Here is an 18,043-nt window from a genome sequence, read left to right on the forward strand (position 1 = left end):
CGCGATCGGCGGGCACCACAAGCTACGACAAGGCGCTCTTGAGATGGGACGCCACATCGGGCAGCGGAATGTGCACGGTTTCGCGGGTGCGCCGGTCGGTGACTTCCGCCGTCCCGTTGCCGATGCCCCGTGCGCTAACCGTCACGCGGAACGGGATGCCGGTCAGTTCGATGTCGCTGAACTTGACGCCAGGGCGCTCGTCGCGGTCATCGAGGATGACTTCCACTCCCGCTGATTGCAGCGCGGACTGTAGTCCCTGCGCGGCCCGTGACACCTCAGGTGCCGAGCCGAGCTGGGCGATGGCCACGTGGAAAGGTGCCACCGCGATGGGCCAGATGATGCCGGCGTCATCGTGGCTGTTTTCCACGATGGCCGCCATCGCCCGCTCCACACCGATGCCGTAGGAACCCATGATCGGCGTGATGCGGCTGCCATCTTGCCCTAGCACTGACACGCCAAGGGTTTCGGTGAACTTGTAGCCGAGCTTGAAGATGTGCCCGACCTCGACCGTGCGCACGACCTCGACTGGCTGGCCGCAGCGGGGGCAGGCCTCGCCCGCGATCACTTCGCGCAGATCGGTGAACTGTCCAATGAGGATGTCGCGGCAGGTGTCGACGCCCTTGAGGTGGAAGCCATCGCGGTTCGCGCCGGTGACCATGTCGCGCCGTTCACGAAGTGCTTCGTCGGCGATGACGGGGATGTGTTTGACACCAACGGCTCCCAGGCTGCCGGGCATCGCTCCTAGCGCCTCCTGGATCTCGGCGGGCTGGGCCGGCCTGATGTCAGCGGCACCAAGGGAGTCGATGAGCTTCTGCTCGACTAAAGCGTGGTCACCGCGCAGCAAAACGAGAATGAGCTGACCGTCGGCCAGGTAGACCAGTGTTTTGATCTGGCGCTGTGCTGGCACGTCATAGTCACGGGCCAGGTCGTCGATCGTGCGCACGCCCGGCGTCGCGAACTCGTCCAGCGTGGCGTCATCGTCGTCGACGGCATCCAAAGTGGACGTCGCCTTCTCGACATTGGCCGCGTAACCACAGTTACACCGGATGACGAGGTCTTCCCCGGCACTGGTCGGGCACATGAACTCCCGTGAGTCGGAGCCGCCCATGATGCCGTTGGACGCCTCGACGGCGATCGCCGGAATGCTGAGCCGCGCGAAGATGCGGTGGTAGGCCTCGTATTGCTTCTCGAAGCTGACGTCGAGTCCAGCCGCGTCCAGGTCGAAGCTGTAGGCGTCCTTCATCGTGAACTCGCGCACCCGGATCAGTCCAGATTTCGGGCGGGGCTCGTCGCGGAATTTGGTCTGGAACTGGTACCACATCTGGGGAAGCTCACGGTAGGACTTGAGTTCGTCGGCGAACTCAGCGAACACCTCTTCGTGGGTCATGCCCAGGGCGGTGTCGGTGCCTTTGCGGTCCTGCAGGCGGAACATCTCCGGGCCGATGAGCGACCAGCGGCCACTCTTTTGCCACAGCTCGGCCGGCTGCATCGTCGGCATCAAGAACTCCTGTGCCCCGATCGCGTCCATCTCCTGGCGGATGATCTCGATGATCTTCCGCCGGACCCGCACCGCGAGCGGCAGCAGCGCGTAATGTCCCGCCATCAGCTGCCGGATGAACCCAGCCCGCAACAGGAGCCGGTGGCTGACGGCGTCGGCGCCCGCGGGCACCTCGCGCAGCGTGGGAATGTGGAGCTCTGACCAGCGCATGCGAGCGATCCTAGCCACCTCACCTGGGAGCGCACCCCATTTACCCTCGCGAGTGCGCTCGCCCATGGACATCGTCTTGATCCACATCCCCAAGGCTGATCCACATCCCTTGCGGCATGATCAACAGGCGGTTTGATCACGTCCTGCGGGATGTGGATCTCGCATGTGGATGTGGATCAAGAAGTCGGGTGCAGGATCGATTGGACTTGTGCGAACTCTTGCTCAGTGAGCGGGCCGTAAGACAGGGCGCCCGCGTTCTCCGCCGCCTGGGAGACGGTGCGGATGCCGGGGATGGGGATGAGCTTGGGGCTGCGAGCCCACAGCCACGCCAGCGCGCCCTGGGACATGGTCCGGCCTGACGAGGTCAGGATGTCGCGGACCGCGTCGACCTTGGCGGCCCACTCCGGCACGGCGACGCCATTGTCGAAGTAGCGTAGCCACTCCGGCGCCTTGCCGCGGATGTCGTGCTGGCCCACGGCCAGGCCCGTCTGGTACTTCCCGCTCAGCAGACCCATCGCCAAGGGACCCTTGTTGATGCCACCGAGGTCGTCAGTTTCGCAAAGGGTCACCATTTCGGCGTTCTCGTTCAGCACCGACTCGTCGAACTGGACTGACGTGCAGTGACGGCCCGCCCGGGCGAAGGCCGCGGCCCGTTGCGGGTCGTCGGTGCTCCAGCCGTAGGCACGGATCTTCCCGGCCGCGACCAGTTCCTCCAGCGGCTCGATCAGGAGCAGCGCATCGTCGATGGGCAGCCCGCCGAGGTGCAGCTGATAGAGGTCGAGGTAGTCGGTGCCGAGGCGCGAGAGCACACCGTCCAAACAGGACAGCATGTAGGCCACACTGCCGTCTTCGCCCGTCGCCTGGCGTGACTCCTCGATGAACGTGTAGCCGAACTTACTCGCGATCACGACGTCGTCGCGGCGGCCTTGGAGGGCTTTGCCTAGCACCCGCTCGCTGTGGCCGGCTCCGTAGTTGCTGGCCGTGTCGAAGAACGTGACCCCGAGGTCGAGCGCGCGGTGGATGGCTTGAATGGACTCGTCATCGTCGACGGCTCCCCAGCCCAGCGGCTGCTCCCCGGCCCAAAACGGCCCGCCGATGGCCCAGCAGCCGAAACCGAGTGCGCTTACTTCGATCCCGCTGCGGCCCAGAGTTCTCGTCTGTGTCATGAATGTCAGCCAACAACCTGGAGTGCGCTCCAGGTCAAGTAGGCTGACCCTATGATCCGGTATTCCCCTTCCGAGGCAGCTCAGAAGAGCGGCTTCAGCCTGGACACCCTCCGCTATTACGAGAAGATCGGCCTGCTGTCCGACATCGACCGCACCTCCGGCGGCAAGCGAATCTTTTCCGACGACGATCTCGGCTGGCTCGGCCTGCTGCGGTGTTTGCGCGACACCGGAATGCCGATCGCGCAGATGTGCCGCTTCGCCGAGCTCGTCCGCTCCGGGGACATGACGATCACTGAACGGGTCGAGCTGCTTGAAGAACATGCCCGCGGTGTCGAGACGCAACTGGAACTTTTGCTCCGGCAGCAGCAGCATCTGCACGACAAAATCGCCTACTACCAACGCGAACTCGCGGCCCGGGCCTAACCGTGAACAGGGCTGCGGCACTGCTGAGCCTGGCCGTGCAAACGGCTGTTGGCGCTGTGCTCGCTGGCCCTGTCGGCGCGTTCGCGGGACTCGTGCTCGGCGGTGTGTTCGGGCTGGCGATCGCTCAAGGACGGGCCTACCCACCGTCAGCCAAAGGTGTGCTGCTCCTGGTGCTCGACCACACGTGGAGCCTGCCCAATACCATCGTGGGGTCGGCTTTCCTATTGGTACAACGGTTGCGCGGGCACACGCTTGACCTGAGCCAAACGGTCCACAGTGGACGGATCTACATCCGGGAACGGTTCGTCAAAGGCTATGCGGTCACGGTCGGCAACGTCATCGCCGGTGCGACGCCAGACCTGTGCCCACATGAGGAACTGCACGTGCGGCAAGCCAGAATCCTTGGCCCGCTTTACTTTCCGCTCGTGGGGCTGGGCTATGTCATCGGCACCGTGTTCCCGTACTGGCTTTTCTACCACGATCACGAGAAGTGGCCGGTGAAGGGACCGGTGACCTACTTTACGTGCGGGGTGTATCCGCATGTGTGGCATGAAGCGTGGGCTTACCGCTCTGACCGGCGACGAGCAACGCGCTCGTAACGGTGGCTACGCCCGAAACAGCGATCGCCCAGCGCAGATGGGTCACCTGAGCCAGCCCGCCGAACACGACCGGCCCGATGCCTTGCAGCGTCATCAATCCGGTCGACAAGAGCCCGAATGCCTGGCCGCGGTTAACTTCCGGCACCGCTTCCAGGAAGGCCGTCTGCAATCCCAGGGGGTACGCCATACCCGCGCCACTAATCGCGAATAAAAGCCCCGCGATAGCCAGCGGAGGGTCAAGGGCGACAACGGCAAGCGGCAGACCCAAGACGCAAATCAGCGGCCCGACAAGGGTTGTCCGCATATCAGGTTTGACGAACCGCCCGATGACGAAATAGCCGATCAGCATGCCAGCCGGCGAGCACGCGAGCAGAAAACCGGTGGCGCTAACGGGAAAGCCCCGCATCGCGGCGTAGGCGACGATGAGTGCCTCGGCACCGACCGCGAACGCGTTGGGCAGCCACTGAATGAGCAACAGGCGGCGTACCCACGTGTCGCGCAGCAACAGCGCGTTGGTGTGCCAGCTCTGGCGCATCGCCGACCGTTCCCCGGTGTCGCCAGCGACATCGTGATCGGACAGTCCGGCACGGGCGATGCCCGCCGCGGCGAAGTGACACACAGCCGTGACGAGCAGAGCGCGCTGTGGCCCGAGAGCGGCGACCGCGATTCCGCCCGCGGCCAGGCCAAGCAACTGGGCACCACCGGCCGCCATGTTGAACGTGGAGCGGCCCAGGACATAGGCGTCGCCGTGCAAGACGTCAGCCACGAGCCGGCTGGACGCGCCGTTGAAGATGGGCGTAGCCGCGGCGACGGCACCCACGAGAGCCAGGCTCGCCCAGACGGGCAGCGGTGCGATGGCTAGCACGACGGCGGCGGCGCCTTCTATGGCGTACCCCATGGTGATGAGGGGTCTGGGTTTGATGCGGTCAGCCAGCGACCCGAACAGCATGCCCCCGGCGGCCTGGGGGAGGAAGCCGATTCCGAACGCTATCGCCGAGAGCAGCGGCGACCCCGTCATGCTGAACACGAGCAGGGAAAGGGCGACCATCCGCAGGGTGGTGGCGGCGATGGCGATCGTCCGGCTGGTGAACAGGACGCGGAACTGCCCGGAAGCGAAGACCTCGGTATAGGTGGACGTGGCTGTAGTCACGCAGAGCATCTTGGCAAGGACTGTCCAGCTTTCACCAAAGATTCGGCTATAGCCGTAAGGTTGAGCGGTGATCCGCTTCGAGGCTGGGCCGGAAGACGTGCTGCGCAGCCGGTTCGCGCTCTCGCCCGGGTTTGAGCTCGGGTGCCTGTTGCGGCTGCTGAGCCGCTCGCGCGTGCCCGGGTGGGCGTCTCGGCTCGTGCCCCGCTTCGGCCACTTGCGGCAAGACCTCGCGTTCCGGGCGCTGCTCGCGATGCAGACGGCACATCGGGGACCGACGTTCACGGTGCCGCCACCGGCGAAGGGCATGCTTCAGTCCATTGAGGACGATCTGGCGGCGCTGCGGGCCGTTCCGCTTGAGGTCGCCCGCGCCGACATCGCGGGCTGTCTCGCGCCGCGTCAGGCGACCGACCCCGAGATCCTGGCGCTGCTGAACGCGCGCAACGTGCGTGAAGAGATGGCACAGGTGCTGGAACGTGCTTGGAAGGAATTGCTTGCCGCCGACTGGCTGCAGCTACGGGCGCTCTGTGAGCGTGACGTCTTGCACCGCTCCGGGCAACTGGCCCGCAACGGCTGGGCGGCCGCGCTGGACGGGCTGCACCCCAAGGTTCGCTGGCGCGACGGCGGGATCGAGCTGACCGCCATGACCGCGAAAGCCACGGTTCCCCTTGGCGGGCAAGGACTTTTGTTCATCCCGACGGTTTTCAGCTATCCGAGGGTGTCAGTGCACTTCGAGGAGCCGTGGCCCAAAAGCCTTATCTACCCGGCGCGTGGAACGAGTACCCTCCGGGATGCTCCGGAAAGCCCGCCGGAAGCCTTGCAGGAACTCATCGGCCGCAGCCGGGCACTGATCCTGCAATCGCTGTATGAACCGGCTAGTACCACACAGCTGTCCCGTTCGCTGAAACTCGCGCCAGGATCGGTCAACGACCACCTGCGCGCCATGCAGCGGGCGGGATTGCTTGACGCGGCCCGGTCGGGGCGCAGCGTGCTCTACCGCCGCACCCCGCTCGGGGACATGCTGGCCAACGCCTAGCTCAGCACATCGCCAGAAGCCTTGGCGATGGTGTTGATGGCGGTCTTCTTGGGTAGCAGCCTCGTCATGAGCTGTGCGGAGAAGCGCATCATCGCTCCGGGGACCGTGCGTGGCTTGCGTCCCAAGGCTTTCAGCGCCGCTTGCACGACCACGTCGGGCGAAACCGTTCCGGGGGCACGGCCTTTGCTAGCCGTGGCGAGCCCCGGTGTCTCGACAGCGCCCGGCACACACGTCAGCACATCAACGCCGTGACGGCGGGCCTCGGCCCACAGTCCCTCGGCGAGAATGGCGCCAAACGCTTTGCTGGCCGCATAAGTCGCCAAGCCTGGGGAACCCTGCTGACCCGCGAGCGACGACATCACGATGAGGCCGCCTTGGCCACGTTCATACATCGGTGGCAAGAAATGACGCGCCAGCAGCATCGGCGCCCGGCAGTTAAGGGCCAGGATCTGGTCAAGCTCTTCGGTGCTGACTTGCGTGAACTGGCCTAGCGAGCTGATCGCCGCGTTGGCGACAACGAGCCCGACCTCGTGCCCCTGGGCCGCGGCGAACACGGTCTCCAGACCGTCGTCAGTCGACAAATCCGCTGTCACGGCACGGGTTTCGACATCGAGCTGAGCGGCCAGGTCCTTGAGCGGGCCGGGGCGCCGGGCCACCAGGATGAGTTTGGTTCCCTGGGCGGCAAGGCTTTTCGCGAACGCCGCGCCGATCCCTTCCGAGGCTCCGGCGACCAGCGCCCACGGCCCGTACTTCATGCGGTGGCCTCCACTCGCGGCTTCGGGAACGGCTCCTTGCACATACGCCAGATCATGATCAGCGGGAACAGGAGCCAGGGCGCGTTGACACTGAGAACCAGCGGGAAGTTCGGCGAGGCGAACTGCCCAAACCGTTCCTCCATCAGGATGATGAGCACGTTGGACAGCATCATTCCAGACCAGACCAGCGCTGGTACCCGGATCCAGTTGCGCCCGCGGATGAACGCGTAGATGGCGAAAAGATAGAACGGCCCGAAAAGCAGAACGTCGATCCAGATCGTCATCTGGTAGAACGGCGGCCGTTCGAATAGCACGTGATCGGCGCTGCGGCCAAACTCGTGAATGGTGTCCACCATCGGGGCTGGTGGCCACAGCGGATACTCGAAATTGTTCGGATCCGCGATAACGAGCTGCTCGAGGCCGACCGTGTACGTGGTCACGATGAAGTTGATGGCCATAAACACGAGCAGAACGTAATCAAAGGGGCGGCGGCGCAATGGCATGAGACATGGTAAGGCAGATTTTCATTAGGAACGGAACCTGCCTAAACGGCCTTTAGCGTTAGCCGCATGACGATATTGGTTGCAGGGGCAACGGGCAATGTGGGACGGCACGTCGTGGCACATCTGGTGGACGAGGGACAGAAGGTTAGAGCGCTGTCGCGCAACCCGCTGACCGCCTCGTTGCCGGGCGCTGAAGTGGTCCGCGGTGACCTAGCCGATCCGGCGTCGCTGGAGTCGGCATTGGAGGGGGTGACCGCTTTGCACCTGATTAACTTCAGCGGCGACTATGAACCGCTGGAGACCGGAGCCGACATCGTCGCGCTAGCACGCAAGGCTGGGGTCAAACGCGTGACGGTGCTGCGCGGCGGCGACAAGGGCACGGTCGAGCACGCTCTCGAGGCCAGCGACCTGGAGTGGACGTTCATTCAGCCGGTCGAGTTCATGTCAGGCGTGTTCGACTGGGCGGGGTCCATTCGCGACGAAAACGTGGTCAAGGCACCGTTCGCACAGGTTGGCAGCGCGATGGTGCACGATGGCGACATCGGGGCGGTCATCGCCACGGTGCTGACGTCGGGCGGGCACGGCGGGCGGACGTACACGCTGACGGGTCCTGAAGCCCTGACGGTGCCAGGCAAAGTCGCGGCGATTTCGCAAGGGCTGGGCCGGGAAGTCTCCTTTGTGGAGCTGACCGAGGCCGAGGCGCGGCAGGAGTGGAAGGCACAGGGCCTGCCCGACGAGGTCATCGAGTTTTTCGTTGTGGCACACGGCAATCCGCCCGAGCAGGCTTATACTGTGCTGCCGACCGTGCAGGAATTGCTCGGCCGGCCGGCTCGGGGGCTGGTGGAGTTCGTTGAGGCCCACAAGGACCGGTTCGACTAGGGCGCCAGCACCTCGTAGGTAACGAGATCGAGCACGCCTTGGCTGAGGTTGGCGATCTCGCGGAAGGCGGCGCGGGACAGATCCAGGCAGCGCCCGTCGATGTAGGGCCCACGGTCATTGATGCGGACCGTGACTGACTTGCCGTTATCCGGATTGGTGACGCGGACCTTCGAGTTGAACGGCAAGGTCTTGTGCGCGGCGGTCATGGCTTCGGGGTCGAAGATCTCGCCGTTAGCCGTGCCTTGCGGTTCGTGGTAGAACGATGCGCCGCAGCTGCCGGCTTGCGTGACGGAGGGGGCTTTACGTTCCATCTCACGCGAGACTGGCGGTGGTGGCCGCTCGAAGGTGGGCTCCGGGGTGACAGCGGTGCTCGGGCTCGCTGAGGGGGCTGCAGCGGTTTCTAGAGGTGTCTCGTCGTGGCGGCCGGCTAGCGCTAGATAGGTGCCGCCCGCGAGAATCACTGATGCGATCGCTGCGGCGCCGTAGGTGCGTCTACTGGACATTTGACCGACCGTAGTCAATGCCATGGTTGCCGAGTCAACTTGATCCTGCCCTTATCGGGTGAATTGCAGGGAAACGTCCGGCCGTTTGGGGGACTTGTTACTCACCGGTCGCCTCCCCCTTCCGCTACAACCGGTGATGCCGCATAGTGGCCCCATGCTTTTTGATCTGACCGGTAAGAAAGCCCTGGTGACTGGCGGTAGCCGTGGCATTGGCATGATGATCGCCCGCGGGCTGCTTGACGCCGGAGCGTCCGTCTACCTCAGCTCACGCAAAGCTGACGCCTGCGAAGACGCCGTCCGCGAGCTGTCTGAGTTCGGGGATGTGCACGCGATCCCGGCCGATCTGTCCACCCGCGACGAATGCGAGCGGCTGATCTCGTCGCTGCCCTGGGACTCTCTCGACATCCTGGTCAACAACGCCGGGGCGACCTGGGGTGCCCCGATGGATGAGTTCCCTGATCACGCCTGGGACAAGGTGCTCGACATCAACCTCAAGGGCCCGTTCTACCTGACGCGGGCGGCCTTGCCGTTACTGCGCGTCAACGCGACCCAGGACGACCCGTCACGCGTCATCAACATCGGTTCCATCGACGGGATCGGGGTGCCGATGAACCGGTACTCCTATTCGGCGAGCAAGGCAGCGATCCATCAGTTGACCCGAGTGCTGGCAAGGGAACTCGGGCCGTCCTACATCACCGTCAACGCCGTCGCGCCCGGCCCGTTCGAGTCGAAGATGATGGCCGCCACGCTCGCCGCCGCAGGCGATGAGATCGCGGCGCTGTCACCACTCGGGCGCATCGGACGGCCCGATGACATGGCGGGGATCGCGGTGTTCCTGAGCAGCCGCGCCGGCTCGTATGTCAACGGCGCCATCATTCCGGTCGACGGTGGCATCACCGTCGTTTATGGACTCTGACGCTCATCTAACCGATGTGGACGATGGTTCCTCATCGGCTCGCCGTGGTGCGGGGATGCTGCCGGCGGGGATCGCGAGAACCTGCTGGCGCGACCGCACCACGAAGGCGAGACCGGCTAGGCCAACGACGAGCGCTGCCCACAGGTATGAGTTGCCGATCAGGGTTTCTTCCATGGTCCAGGTCAGCTCACGCCGGTTGCCGATGGGCACGAGCAGCCGGAAGTCCACGCTGAACACGACGAGCACCAAAGCGAGCAGCACCCGTGCGGTCCAGCCGTTGCGCTGAAGCGCGCGGTAGGCCAGCAGCAGGCACAGCGGCACGACCCAGACCCAGTGATGGGTCCACGTGACCGGGCTGATCAGGAGACCGGACAAGCCCGTGACGAGCAACGCGGCCAAGGGCTCGGTCTCGTGCAGGCGGTGCACCAGTAAGACCATGAGCCCGCCGCACACAGCGGCCAGGGCCAGGCTGATTCCCATGGCGCCCGGCGCTTCCCCGGTGAGGCGCTGCACCAGGCCGTTGATCGACTGGTTGGCTGCCTCAAAGGTGCGGCTGCCGTTGCCTTCCATCATGGCTTTCGTCCAGAACCGCAACGAGTCGGCTGGCAGGATGAGCCACGCGAGCCCTTGGAGCACAACGAAAGTGGCGGTCGCCCGGCCGGCGTCGGCCCAGCGCCGCGTGATCAGCAGATGGGGGATGAAGATCAGGGGCGTCAGCTTGATCGAAGCGGCGATGCCGGTCAGGATCCCGGCGAAACGGGAGCCGCGCAACGCCAGGATGTCCACCATGATCAGCGCCATGAGCAGCAGGTTGATCTGACCCAGGCCGACCGTGCTCCACACCGCCTGTAATCCGAACGGGACCAGCGAGGCGACGTTGACGAGCAAGGCCGACGGTTCGTTGCCGGTTAGGGACCGCAAACTGTGGCGGACCGCGATGCCCAGCGCCAGCGCGCAGACCCCCGCCATGATCCCCCACACGACATGCATGGGGAACGGCGCCAGCGGCATGAAGAAGAAGGCGGCCACCGGGGGATAGGTGAACGGCAGGTCCATCCACGGCGGCGGGATGTTCAGAGAGCCGTAGAGCGCGTCGCCACGCAGCACGGCAAGCGCACCAGCCTGGTAAACGGCGCTGTCCATGCCCGGGTCGCGTTGCCCGGCCATGATGATCCCAGCGGCAAGGAAACCGATCGCGACGACTATCGAGGCGACGGGTGGCCGCAGCGAACGCCATATCGAAGGGGCAGGGACCGACACCCGCGAGACTCTACCGGGCGCGGGCGCGGTCGTCTGCCCTGAAATTACCCTGATATTGGTCATTTCGGCTTACGTCGCCACCGCAATGGTCCAGGATGCAGCGTCCAAAGCAGACGGCGCAACCACGAACGACGTGCACGAAGCTCGCCTATGTAGCTCAGGACCCGGGCCCTGGCGATCTCCGCTTGCTCATCCGGCGTGCCAACATTGCCAAATGTGGTGGTGTTCACCACACCGGCCAGCTCGTTGACCGGGGGAGCGGCGAGGCGTACGCGGTGCTTGCCCCGGATCCGCTGGGCCGCCGTGGCCGCGTGGTCGGAGACCTCGTGTGCGGTGAGGTGCGACGGAGCCGCCCGGCCCGCCAGGCGCAGAGCGTCACGCAACTCCAGCCAGGCGCCCTGAACACGGTCGGCAGGCGTGCCTGTTTCCAGCCGGGCACGGCGCAGCCTGGCCCGTCCGATGAGGACGGTCAGCACGAAGAGACTGAGCAGCAGCAGGACGAATCCGCCCCCGCCCGCGCTGGCGATCACGACGTAATCCGGTCCACCCGCGACAGGTGGAGCCGCTCCTGTCGCGATCGGCCCAGCGGTCGTCGGTGCCAGCGTCGGAATCGGTGCCTCGGAAGGTGGCGGCGGCTCGGATTCCTCCGGCTTGGGCTTGAACTCTTCCTCTGGCGGCTTGGGCAGCTGGTCGCTTTGCGGCAGCGGATGAAACGGCACCCAGCCGATGTCCTTGAAGTAGATCTCCGGCCACGCGAGCGCGTCGCCTGCGGTGACCTCACGCTTGCCCTCGCCTGGCGCGAAGCCGACGACCACCCGGCTCGGCAGGTTGAGCAGCCGGGCGAGCACCGCGAACGCGGCGGCGAACTGCTCGGACGTGCCCTTCTGCCCGCCGTGGCCCACCGGCTTGAACAGGAAGAAGGCCAGGTTGGGATAGGCGTGCCCACTGGGCGCCTGCGGATCGAGCTTGTAGTGATCGGCCAGGTAACGCTCGATCGCCGTGGCCCGCTGGTAAGCCGCGCCGTTGTCGGCACCGAGCTTCTGCGCGAGCGCCTGCATGTCGGCCGGAACGCCCGGGCCCAGCGCCAGATAGCGGGCCATCGTCGTGGCGTCGGGCACCTCAGCACCCGGCAGCAAATTGACGTCGGGCTTCTCCTGCTGCGACATCACCGTGTAGGTGAGGCCTTCGGTCAGCCCGTCCGGACGGATGATCGTGCCAGTGGCCTGGTCAAACGCCACCCGGACGCCGCTGACCTGACGTGGGCTGGCCACCGCGGGCAGTAGCTTGCCGGTCAGCCCAGCGATCTTGATCTGCTGCTGGACGGACTCTTTCGCCGCGACACTGGGCACCTCAGGCAGCGTGCGTCCAGCCGGGCGATAGGTCGCGCCCACTTTCCACGTCACCCCGTCGTAGTCGGACAGGACGGCGAGCCGAACCCGGGTCTCCTTGGCCATGTTGACGTCGAAGAGCCGCTGCTTTGGCTGCAGCGCCCAGCCCGAGAGCCGGATCAGCGGGTTTTCGTCGAGCACGTCAAGCTGCGGCGGCTCCACGAGCGTGCGCGGATCGATCGGCTTTTCCAGCACCTGGTTCGTCAGCGCCGGACCGCCCGCCGTCGCGATGGCGAGGATCAGCATCACGCCGACAGCCGCGGCGACTGAGGTCCGCAGGCGCAAAGCGGTGCGTGTCTTGTCATCGATGCCGGTCTCTGGCGTCTTGACCCGGCCGGTGATGGCCAGGGCGGCGACCGCGAGGCCGCCGAAGACAAGCACCGGCCACAGCGCGCGTTCGGCTGACGGGCCAACCAGCCACAGCGCCCCGGTCAGCAACAGCACCGGCAAGCACAGGGCCACCGTCATGCGCCGCGCGCGCACAGCCAGCTCAGCCGAGGCCAGACCAGTCAGCCACGTCGCGATGACCGGAATCGTCACCGTGTCCGGCTGCGGCTCGATCGGCACCAGCGCGGCAAGCAGCCGCGGAATGCTGTCAGGCAACGCTTCTTTGGCGATCACCAGCAAGTCGGCGGGGATACCCGCTTCGCGGGCAGAAAAGATCAAGGCGAAGCAGAGGTACCCAATGAGCCCAGCCGTGGACAGCGGAGCGATCATCCAGGCCGGCAGCCGGGACAGCAGCACACTCAACATGACCGAGCCAACGGCCGCTCCGGCGGTCAGCAGCGTGAGCAAATATCCGGAGTAGACACGGTCGGCCGTCACGCCCGCCATCGTCAGCATGCCGATCAGGAGCAGCGGGACAATCCCGCCGCGCAGCAATCGGGTCACCACCGCGCCACCCCGTCCCACACGGTCGCGAACTCGGGGCCTTCCTCGGCGCGCAACATGAGCACCCCGGCCGAATCGGGTTCGTCAGGCAGACGCGGGCCGATGATGCCGACCGCGACAGAAGGGAACGGTCCTTTTAGGCCGGTCACGAGAGCCAAGTCGGCGTGCCCACTGGTGCCCGTCAAGTAGATGAGGGTGTCGCCGGGGCGGTGCTGGCGCAAGCGGTTCGTGGCGTTGACGAGACTGTCCTGGGGGCGGGTGGCCAAAGTCGCCTCGGCGAGAATGTCGAGCAGCCCGCGCGCTGTGCCTCTGACCTTGCCTGAGCTGGCCGCCGAGCCGCTCACGAGATGCAGCGTGACGGGCAGATCTTCACGGACCGCCGCGGTGACCGCTGACGCGGCCGCTTCGCAAGCCGACTCGAACTCGGTGCACGTCATGCCGGTGAAGGCGGGCCACGACTCGATGCGGTCGTCAAGCAACAGCACGATGCGCGGCAAGCTGGTGTCCACGTGCTCACGGACCATCAGTTCGCCGACGCGGGCACTGGTGCGCCAGTGCACGTGCCGCAACTCATCGCCGATCACATACTCGCGCAACGTATCGAAGGTGATCGCGCCATGTGGCACGCGGTCGAGCCGCCCGTCGAGGCTGCGCGTGATGCCGGCTGGAACGCCCTGCATCAGGTGTGCCTTCGGGTAGACCCAGATCTGAGCCGTGTCACCGTGACTGCGTGCCAGCGAGACCAGGCCGAGCGGGTCACGGCGGACGATCTGCAACGGTCCAACGTGGACAACACCGCGCCGCGACGTGGGCACTGGATAGTCAACCGACGTCTCTGTGCCGCGGCGCAGGCGCAGCAGCGGAACGGCAACGGTGGCTTGCGAATCGGTGCCCCAGCCGCACCGGTCATGGGCGACAAGCGTTGCCGCGCCAAACTTGCCGGTGTTGCGGATGTGCAGCGTCACCTTGCTGTCCTCACCGCGCGAAACCCGGTCAGGGTCAACGCTTCGGCGCACGGACAGCTCGGGGCGCAGAGCCGCGTAGCCCAGGGCGATAACAACAGCGATGAGCGCGATGGCGCCGAGGATGGTTAGTTCGGCGTAGCCGAAGAAGAAGCCTGAGGCGAGTAACACCACGCCCGCCCCAGCGACACCCCAGCCACGTAACGTGACAATCATTGGTCCTGGCCGGGCAAGGGCACCTGCACGGCTTCCACCGCGTCACGCAGCACCTCGGCCTGAGTCACCCCGCGCAGCTGCGCGTCGGGCGTCAGCAGGAGACGGTGCGCGAAAACCGGCTCCAGCAAGGCTTTCATGTCTTCGGGGAGGACGAATCCACGGCCCTCGGTGAGCGCATAGGCGGCCGCGGCACGGGTCAAAGCGATGACACCACGGGGGCTGACCCCGACACGGCAGTGCTTGTGCTCACGGGTCGCCGTGGCGAGCCTGACCGCGTAGGCGTAGAGCGGATCGGCGATGTGCACCCGCTGCGCCAATGCGACGGCCTCACCGATCGTGGCCGTGTCGGTGACCGGGTTGATCGCTTCAGGCGAGCGCAGGGTATGTCCTCTAAGGACTTCGATCTCGACCCGCTCATCCGGGTAGCCCACGGACAGTTTCATCAAGAAGCGGTCGAGCTGAGCTTCCGGAAGCCGGTAGGTGCCGTCCATCTCGACCGGGTTTTGCGTTGCCACCACGAGGAACGGGCGGGGCACCGGGTGCCGCACGCCGTCAACCGTGACGAACCGTTCCTCCATCACCTCAAGCAACGCGGACTGCGTCTTCGGCGAGGCACGGTTGATTTCGTCGGCGATAACGATGTTGGCGAAGATCGGGCCAGGGTGGAACTCAAAGCCACGCGTGCCCTGGTTGAAGATCGTCACACCACTGACGTCAGAGGGCAGCAGGTCGGGCGTGAACTGAATGCGCCGCCACGCCCCCTGAACCGACGCGGCGATCGCGCGGGCCAGGGTCGTCTTGCCGACCCCGGGCACATCCTCCAGGAGGATGTGCCCTTGGGCGAACAGGGAAACCAGCGCCAGCCGCACTACCTCGGGCTTGCCGAGGACCACGGAGGAGATGACTCCACCGAGGCGCGCGGTCAGATCCGCGAAGGCGCGGATCTGAGGCGGGGTGAGAGGCTGGGGCTGGCTCACTGTCTTCTGTCCTTTGTGGTCGGTTCTGTGCTTCGTACTAGTTAGCAGTTGGGCAGCATGTTGAAGTTGTCGCCCGCGTCGAGGTTGATCCAGATCCAGGGGATGTAGCGCCGCGCGCCGCGGTATTCGATCTGAATCCACATCGAGCTCTGCTTGTGGTTGTTGTAGGCGACCGCGGAAAGGGTGGCGTCGCCACTCTGGTTGCCCGCCGTGCCCTGCTTCTTGCAGAACGCCTGGTAACGCTGGCCGTTGAACGCGTCGCCCACGCCTTCCCCGCTTTGCTGGCGGGAGTTGGTGTAGACGCCGATGCCGTCGTTGCAGTAGGTCGGGTCGCCGTATTGGCTCGTGTTCACGCAACGGACCGTTCCATGCAGCGCTGGCGTGCCGAATCCAGTCGTGCCTGACTGGGCCGAACCCGCCGCGTTGCTGATGGACACGGAGTAGTTGTAACCGTTGCCCGGCCACAGACCGCCAACGTTGTAGCCACCGGCACCCGAACTGCACGGCACGTTGATATTCGTGCCGCTGACCACGATCGTGCATGTGGCCGAACCGCCACCGTCGTTGTAGGCCCAGCGAATCCGGATGCTGTTGTAGTCGGGGCCATCATTGGTGACACCGCTGATCGTCGGGTTGCTGATCGACTTGGCGCTCGTCGTGGCCTTGGGCCCGGCGCCCGCGATGTTGACGGCCACGACGTCGATGGTGATGGTCTCGCCATCGCCAAAGCCCGTCATGTCAGCGGACAATCCGGTGACATCCTTCGTCACGGTCTTCGTTGGGCTCTTCGCGGTCACCTTGTATTCGGTGATCGGGCGGCCGTTCTCGTCGGCCGCGGCCCACGTCGCCCGCACCGCTCCAGGAGCGCTCTGCAGTGTCGCGCCACGCAAGGTCTTGACCGCGCTCGGCTTGTTGAACGGCACCACGCTGTTGCTGACCGGAGTGGACACCTTGGAACTCGCGCCGATGTCGTTGACGGTGACAACAGTGAACGAATACTGCTTGCCGTAGTCGAGTTCCTTATCCGGGACAACCAGTTTGGTCTCGCCGCTGGTCGCGCCAACCTGAGACTTGGCGCCAGCACTGGCCGCCGTCACGAGGTATTGCGTGATTTTGCGGCCCTGGCCATTCGCGGCCGTCCAGGTGACCTCGACCGTGCCGTTGGGCTTGGCTTCAGCCTTGACGTCGGTTGGCGGGTCAGGCACATCACGGGTCGGGATTACCTTGTTGCTCTTGCCTTCAGGCCCCGTGCCCTGACCGTTGACCGCCTTGACGCCAAACTGGTATTCGGTCCCGTTGATGAGGCCGGTGATGACCAGCTCGCGCTGATTGGCGCCGACTTCGTGGGTCTGCTCGGCCCCGGTCACGATGTACTTGATGATCTTCGAGCCGTTGTCAGGGGCCTTGCCCCAGGTGAGGGTCACCTGGTTGTCGCCCGCGGCGGCCTTGATGTTCTTTGGCGCGCCTGGCTTTCCGATCGGCGGCGTCGGGTTTGGCGGCGGCGGGACCTGCGGCGGATCGCCACCGAGGATCTCGTTGACGAACTTGTCGACCGTCTTGTCCTCGTGCTTGTCGTTGATGACGTGCGCCACCGACGAGCCGGGGGAGTTGATGAACAGGTGGTTCTCGCGCACCTCAAGCTGAAGCAAACCCGGCTGGGGGAACGTGATGGTGCTCACGAGCTTGCCATCGCGGTCCAGCGAGTAGACCTTGCCGGTGGAGTCGTCGGCGACGTAGATGCGGCCCGCCCAGGCGACCGCGGGCTGCAGCTTGCCTTCGCCTGGTACCCGGAAGTTGCTGATCTTCGCCTTGCCGTTGCTGCCGTTGGTGATGAGGAAGATCTGGCGGCCTTCGACGATCGTCACGGGAACGTCGGTGCCGGTGGAACGGTCTGGCAGCTCACCGCCAGCGGCGTCGGTCGTGATTTCCTCGACCTTGTCGCCTCGCAGGGTGAACAGCTTGCCGTTGGTCTGGTCGAGCACGGCGACACCATCGTCCAATGCCGACACCGCGAGGTCGTGCCACGGCTGAGCCACCGGCTCGGTGCGCACGCGTGCTGGCCCGGCGGAACCGCCCTGACCACCACCGTTGGCGTTGGCCACCGGAGCCGGAGTGATCGCGGTGACCGTTCCCTCACTGGGGACCGCCACCCACAACCGGCCACGGCCATCGAAGAAACCGCCCGTGATGCCCGGTGGGAACCGCAGCGCTTCACCGATCGGCTGCAGGGTGGCGGGATTGAGTTGCCGCACGACACCTTGAGCCGCGTCGATCACGAAAGCGGAGTCATTGTGCAACGCGATTGTTATGCCCAGACCCTGCTGTGTGTCGAGAGTGGACGTGATCGCCAGCGTCGCTGGATCGAAAGCACTGACCTTTCCGGTGGAAATGTCCCGCAGAATCAGGTATCGGTCGGCCTGGCTCAGCTGCACCGGATGCCCCTTGGCGTTGGCCACGGCATGCCTGGTGTCAACCTTGCCGGTCAGCCCGTTAACCCGGGCGATCTCGCCTTTCGTGGTGCTCCACAGCCAGGCAGACGCGTCATAATTCGCTGCGACGTGGTCGTTCACACTTAGCCCGAGCCACGTCAGGCCAACGGCGGCAACGAGACTCACCACCGTGATGATGGTGACGATCCCGCCCTTCGTCCTAGCCCTGCGCGAAATGGCACCTGGCGACAGATCCACCATGGGATCAGCCCCTCCCCCAAATAG

The 18,043-nt window shown here is 65.4% G+C and carries 16 protein-coding genes; 5 read left to right on the forward strand and 11 right to left on the reverse strand.

Annotation, left to right across the window (positions count from 1 at the left end):
• Positions 1-22: 22 nt before the first annotated feature.
• Entirely contained in the window at positions 23-1,708 is a 1,686-nt protein-coding gene (locus tag A3E1_RS0101735; RefSeq protein WP_026207983.1) for a proline--tRNA ligase, read from the reverse strand.
• Positions 1,709-1,884: 176 nt separating this feature from the next.
• Positions 1,885-2,874: an aldo/keto reductase gene (locus tag A3E1_RS0101740; RefSeq protein ID WP_020519024.1), complete on the reverse strand. Its 990-nt coding sequence runs from the start codon at positions 2,872-2,874 to the stop codon at positions 1,885-1,887.
• Between the two features lie 51 nt (positions 2,875-2,925).
• Between A3E1_RS0101740 and A3E1_RS0101745 the strand changes: the two genes are divergently transcribed.
• Together A3E1_RS0101745 and A3E1_RS0101750 are read left to right on the forward strand one after the other, a co-directional pair.
• Complete coding sequence (locus tag A3E1_RS0101745) at positions 2,926-3,297, forward strand: MerR family transcriptional regulator (RefSeq protein WP_020519025.1); 372 nt, start codon at positions 2,926-2,928, stop codon at positions 3,295-3,297.
• A 2-nt stretch (positions 3,298-3,299) separates the two neighbouring features.
• Positions 3,300-3,896, forward strand: coding sequence for a hypothetical protein (locus A3E1_RS0101750; protein ID WP_020519026.1), 597 nt, complete (start codon positions 3,300-3,302; stop codon positions 3,894-3,896).
• On the opposite strand, the gene A3E1_RS0101755 is transcribed toward A3E1_RS0101750, so the two are convergent.
• A complete protein-coding gene (locus A3E1_RS0101755; protein WP_020519027.1) occupies positions 3,817-5,055 on the reverse strand; it encodes an MFS transporter in 1,239 nt (412 codons plus the stop codon). The genes A3E1_RS0101750 and A3E1_RS0101755 overlap by 80 nt on opposite strands.
• Positions 5,056-5,113: 58 nt before the next feature.
• Here A3E1_RS0101755 and A3E1_RS0101760 point away from each other — a divergent pair, with 58 nt between their 5' ends.
• Positions 5,114-6,079, forward strand: coding sequence for a DUF5937 family protein (locus A3E1_RS0101760; protein ID WP_020519028.1), 966 nt, complete (start codon positions 5,114-5,116; stop codon positions 6,077-6,079).
• Here A3E1_RS0101760 and A3E1_RS0101765 read toward each other — a convergent pair.
• Both A3E1_RS0101765 and A3E1_RS38390 read right to left on the reverse strand, forming a co-directional pair.
• Positions 6,076-6,834 (reverse strand): SDR family NAD(P)-dependent oxidoreductase, encoded by a 759-nt coding sequence (locus A3E1_RS0101765; RefSeq protein ID WP_020519029.1) that lies wholly within the window; start codon positions 6,832-6,834, stop codon positions 6,076-6,078. The two genes, A3E1_RS0101760 and A3E1_RS0101765, sit on opposite strands and share 4 nt — an antisense overlap.
• Positions 6,831-7,337: an EXPERA domain-containing protein gene (locus A3E1_RS38390; RefSeq protein ID WP_020519030.1), complete on the reverse strand. Its 507-nt coding sequence runs from the start codon at positions 7,335-7,337 to the stop codon at positions 6,831-6,833. Before A3E1_RS38390 ends, A3E1_RS0101765 begins: the two co-directional genes overlap by 4 nt.
• A 66-nt stretch (positions 7,338-7,403) precedes the next feature.
• Between A3E1_RS38390 and A3E1_RS0101770 the strand changes: the two genes are divergently transcribed.
• Entirely contained in the window at positions 7,404-8,216 is an 813-nt protein-coding gene (locus A3E1_RS0101770; protein WP_026207985.1) for an NmrA family NAD(P)-binding protein, read from the forward strand.
• Here A3E1_RS0101770 and A3E1_RS0101775 read toward each other — a convergent pair.
• A complete protein-coding gene (locus A3E1_RS0101775) occupies positions 8,213-8,719 on the reverse strand; it encodes a septal ring lytic transglycosylase RlpA family protein (RefSeq protein ID WP_020519032.1) in 507 nt (168 codons plus the stop codon). The two genes, A3E1_RS0101770 and A3E1_RS0101775, sit on opposite strands and share 4 nt — an antisense overlap.
• Before the next feature lie 154 nt (positions 8,720-8,873).
• Between A3E1_RS0101775 and A3E1_RS0101780 the strand changes: the two genes are divergently transcribed.
• Positions 8,874-9,635 carry an SDR family oxidoreductase gene (locus A3E1_RS0101780; RefSeq protein ID WP_020519033.1) on the forward strand — a complete coding sequence of 254 codons (762 nt, stop codon included), beginning with the start codon at positions 8,874-8,876 and terminating at the stop codon, positions 9,633-9,635.
• Positions 9,636-9,638: 3 nt separating this feature from the next.
• Here A3E1_RS0101780 and A3E1_RS38395 read toward each other — a convergent pair whose 3' ends face one another.
• Genes A3E1_RS38395 through A3E1_RS0101805 form a run of 5 tightly spaced genes read right to left on the reverse strand, consistent with a single transcriptional unit; the run spans position 9,639 to position 18,019 of the window.
• The gene (locus tag A3E1_RS38395; protein WP_020519034.1) at positions 9,639-10,895 is read right to left on the reverse strand and encodes a glycosyltransferase 87 family protein; all 1,257 of its coding nucleotides are present in this window, start codon (positions 10,893-10,895) and stop codon (positions 9,639-9,641) included.
• A gap of 59 nt (positions 10,896-10,954) precedes the next feature.
• Positions 10,955-13,177 (reverse strand): DUF3488 and transglutaminase-like domain-containing protein, encoded by a 2,223-nt coding sequence (locus A3E1_RS0101790; protein ID WP_322786247.1) that lies wholly within the window; start codon positions 13,175-13,177, stop codon positions 10,955-10,957.
• Positions 13,171-14,352: a DUF58 domain-containing protein gene (locus A3E1_RS0101795; RefSeq protein WP_020519036.1), complete on the reverse strand. Its 1,182-nt coding sequence runs from the start codon at positions 14,350-14,352 to the stop codon at positions 13,171-13,173. Before A3E1_RS0101795 ends, A3E1_RS0101790 begins: the two co-directional genes overlap by 7 nt.
• Positions 14,349-15,329 carry an AAA family ATPase gene (locus A3E1_RS0101800; protein WP_020519037.1) on the reverse strand — a complete coding sequence of 327 codons (981 nt, stop codon included), beginning with the start codon at positions 15,327-15,329 and terminating at the stop codon, positions 14,349-14,351. The genes A3E1_RS0101795 and A3E1_RS0101800 overlap by 4 nt, the downstream gene beginning before the upstream one ends.
• Positions 15,330-15,370: 41 nt before the next feature.
• Positions 15,371-18,019, reverse strand: coding sequence for a fibronectin type III domain-containing protein (locus A3E1_RS0101805; protein WP_020519038.1), 2,649 nt, complete (start codon positions 18,017-18,019; stop codon positions 15,371-15,373).
• Positions 18,020-18,043 lie beyond the last annotated feature (24 nt).

It is taken from the genome of Catelliglobosispora koreensis DSM 44566 (assembly GCF_000379685.1).
Classification (GTDB): Bacteria; Actinomycetota; Actinomycetes; order Mycobacteriales; family Micromonosporaceae; genus Catelliglobosispora; species Catelliglobosispora koreensis.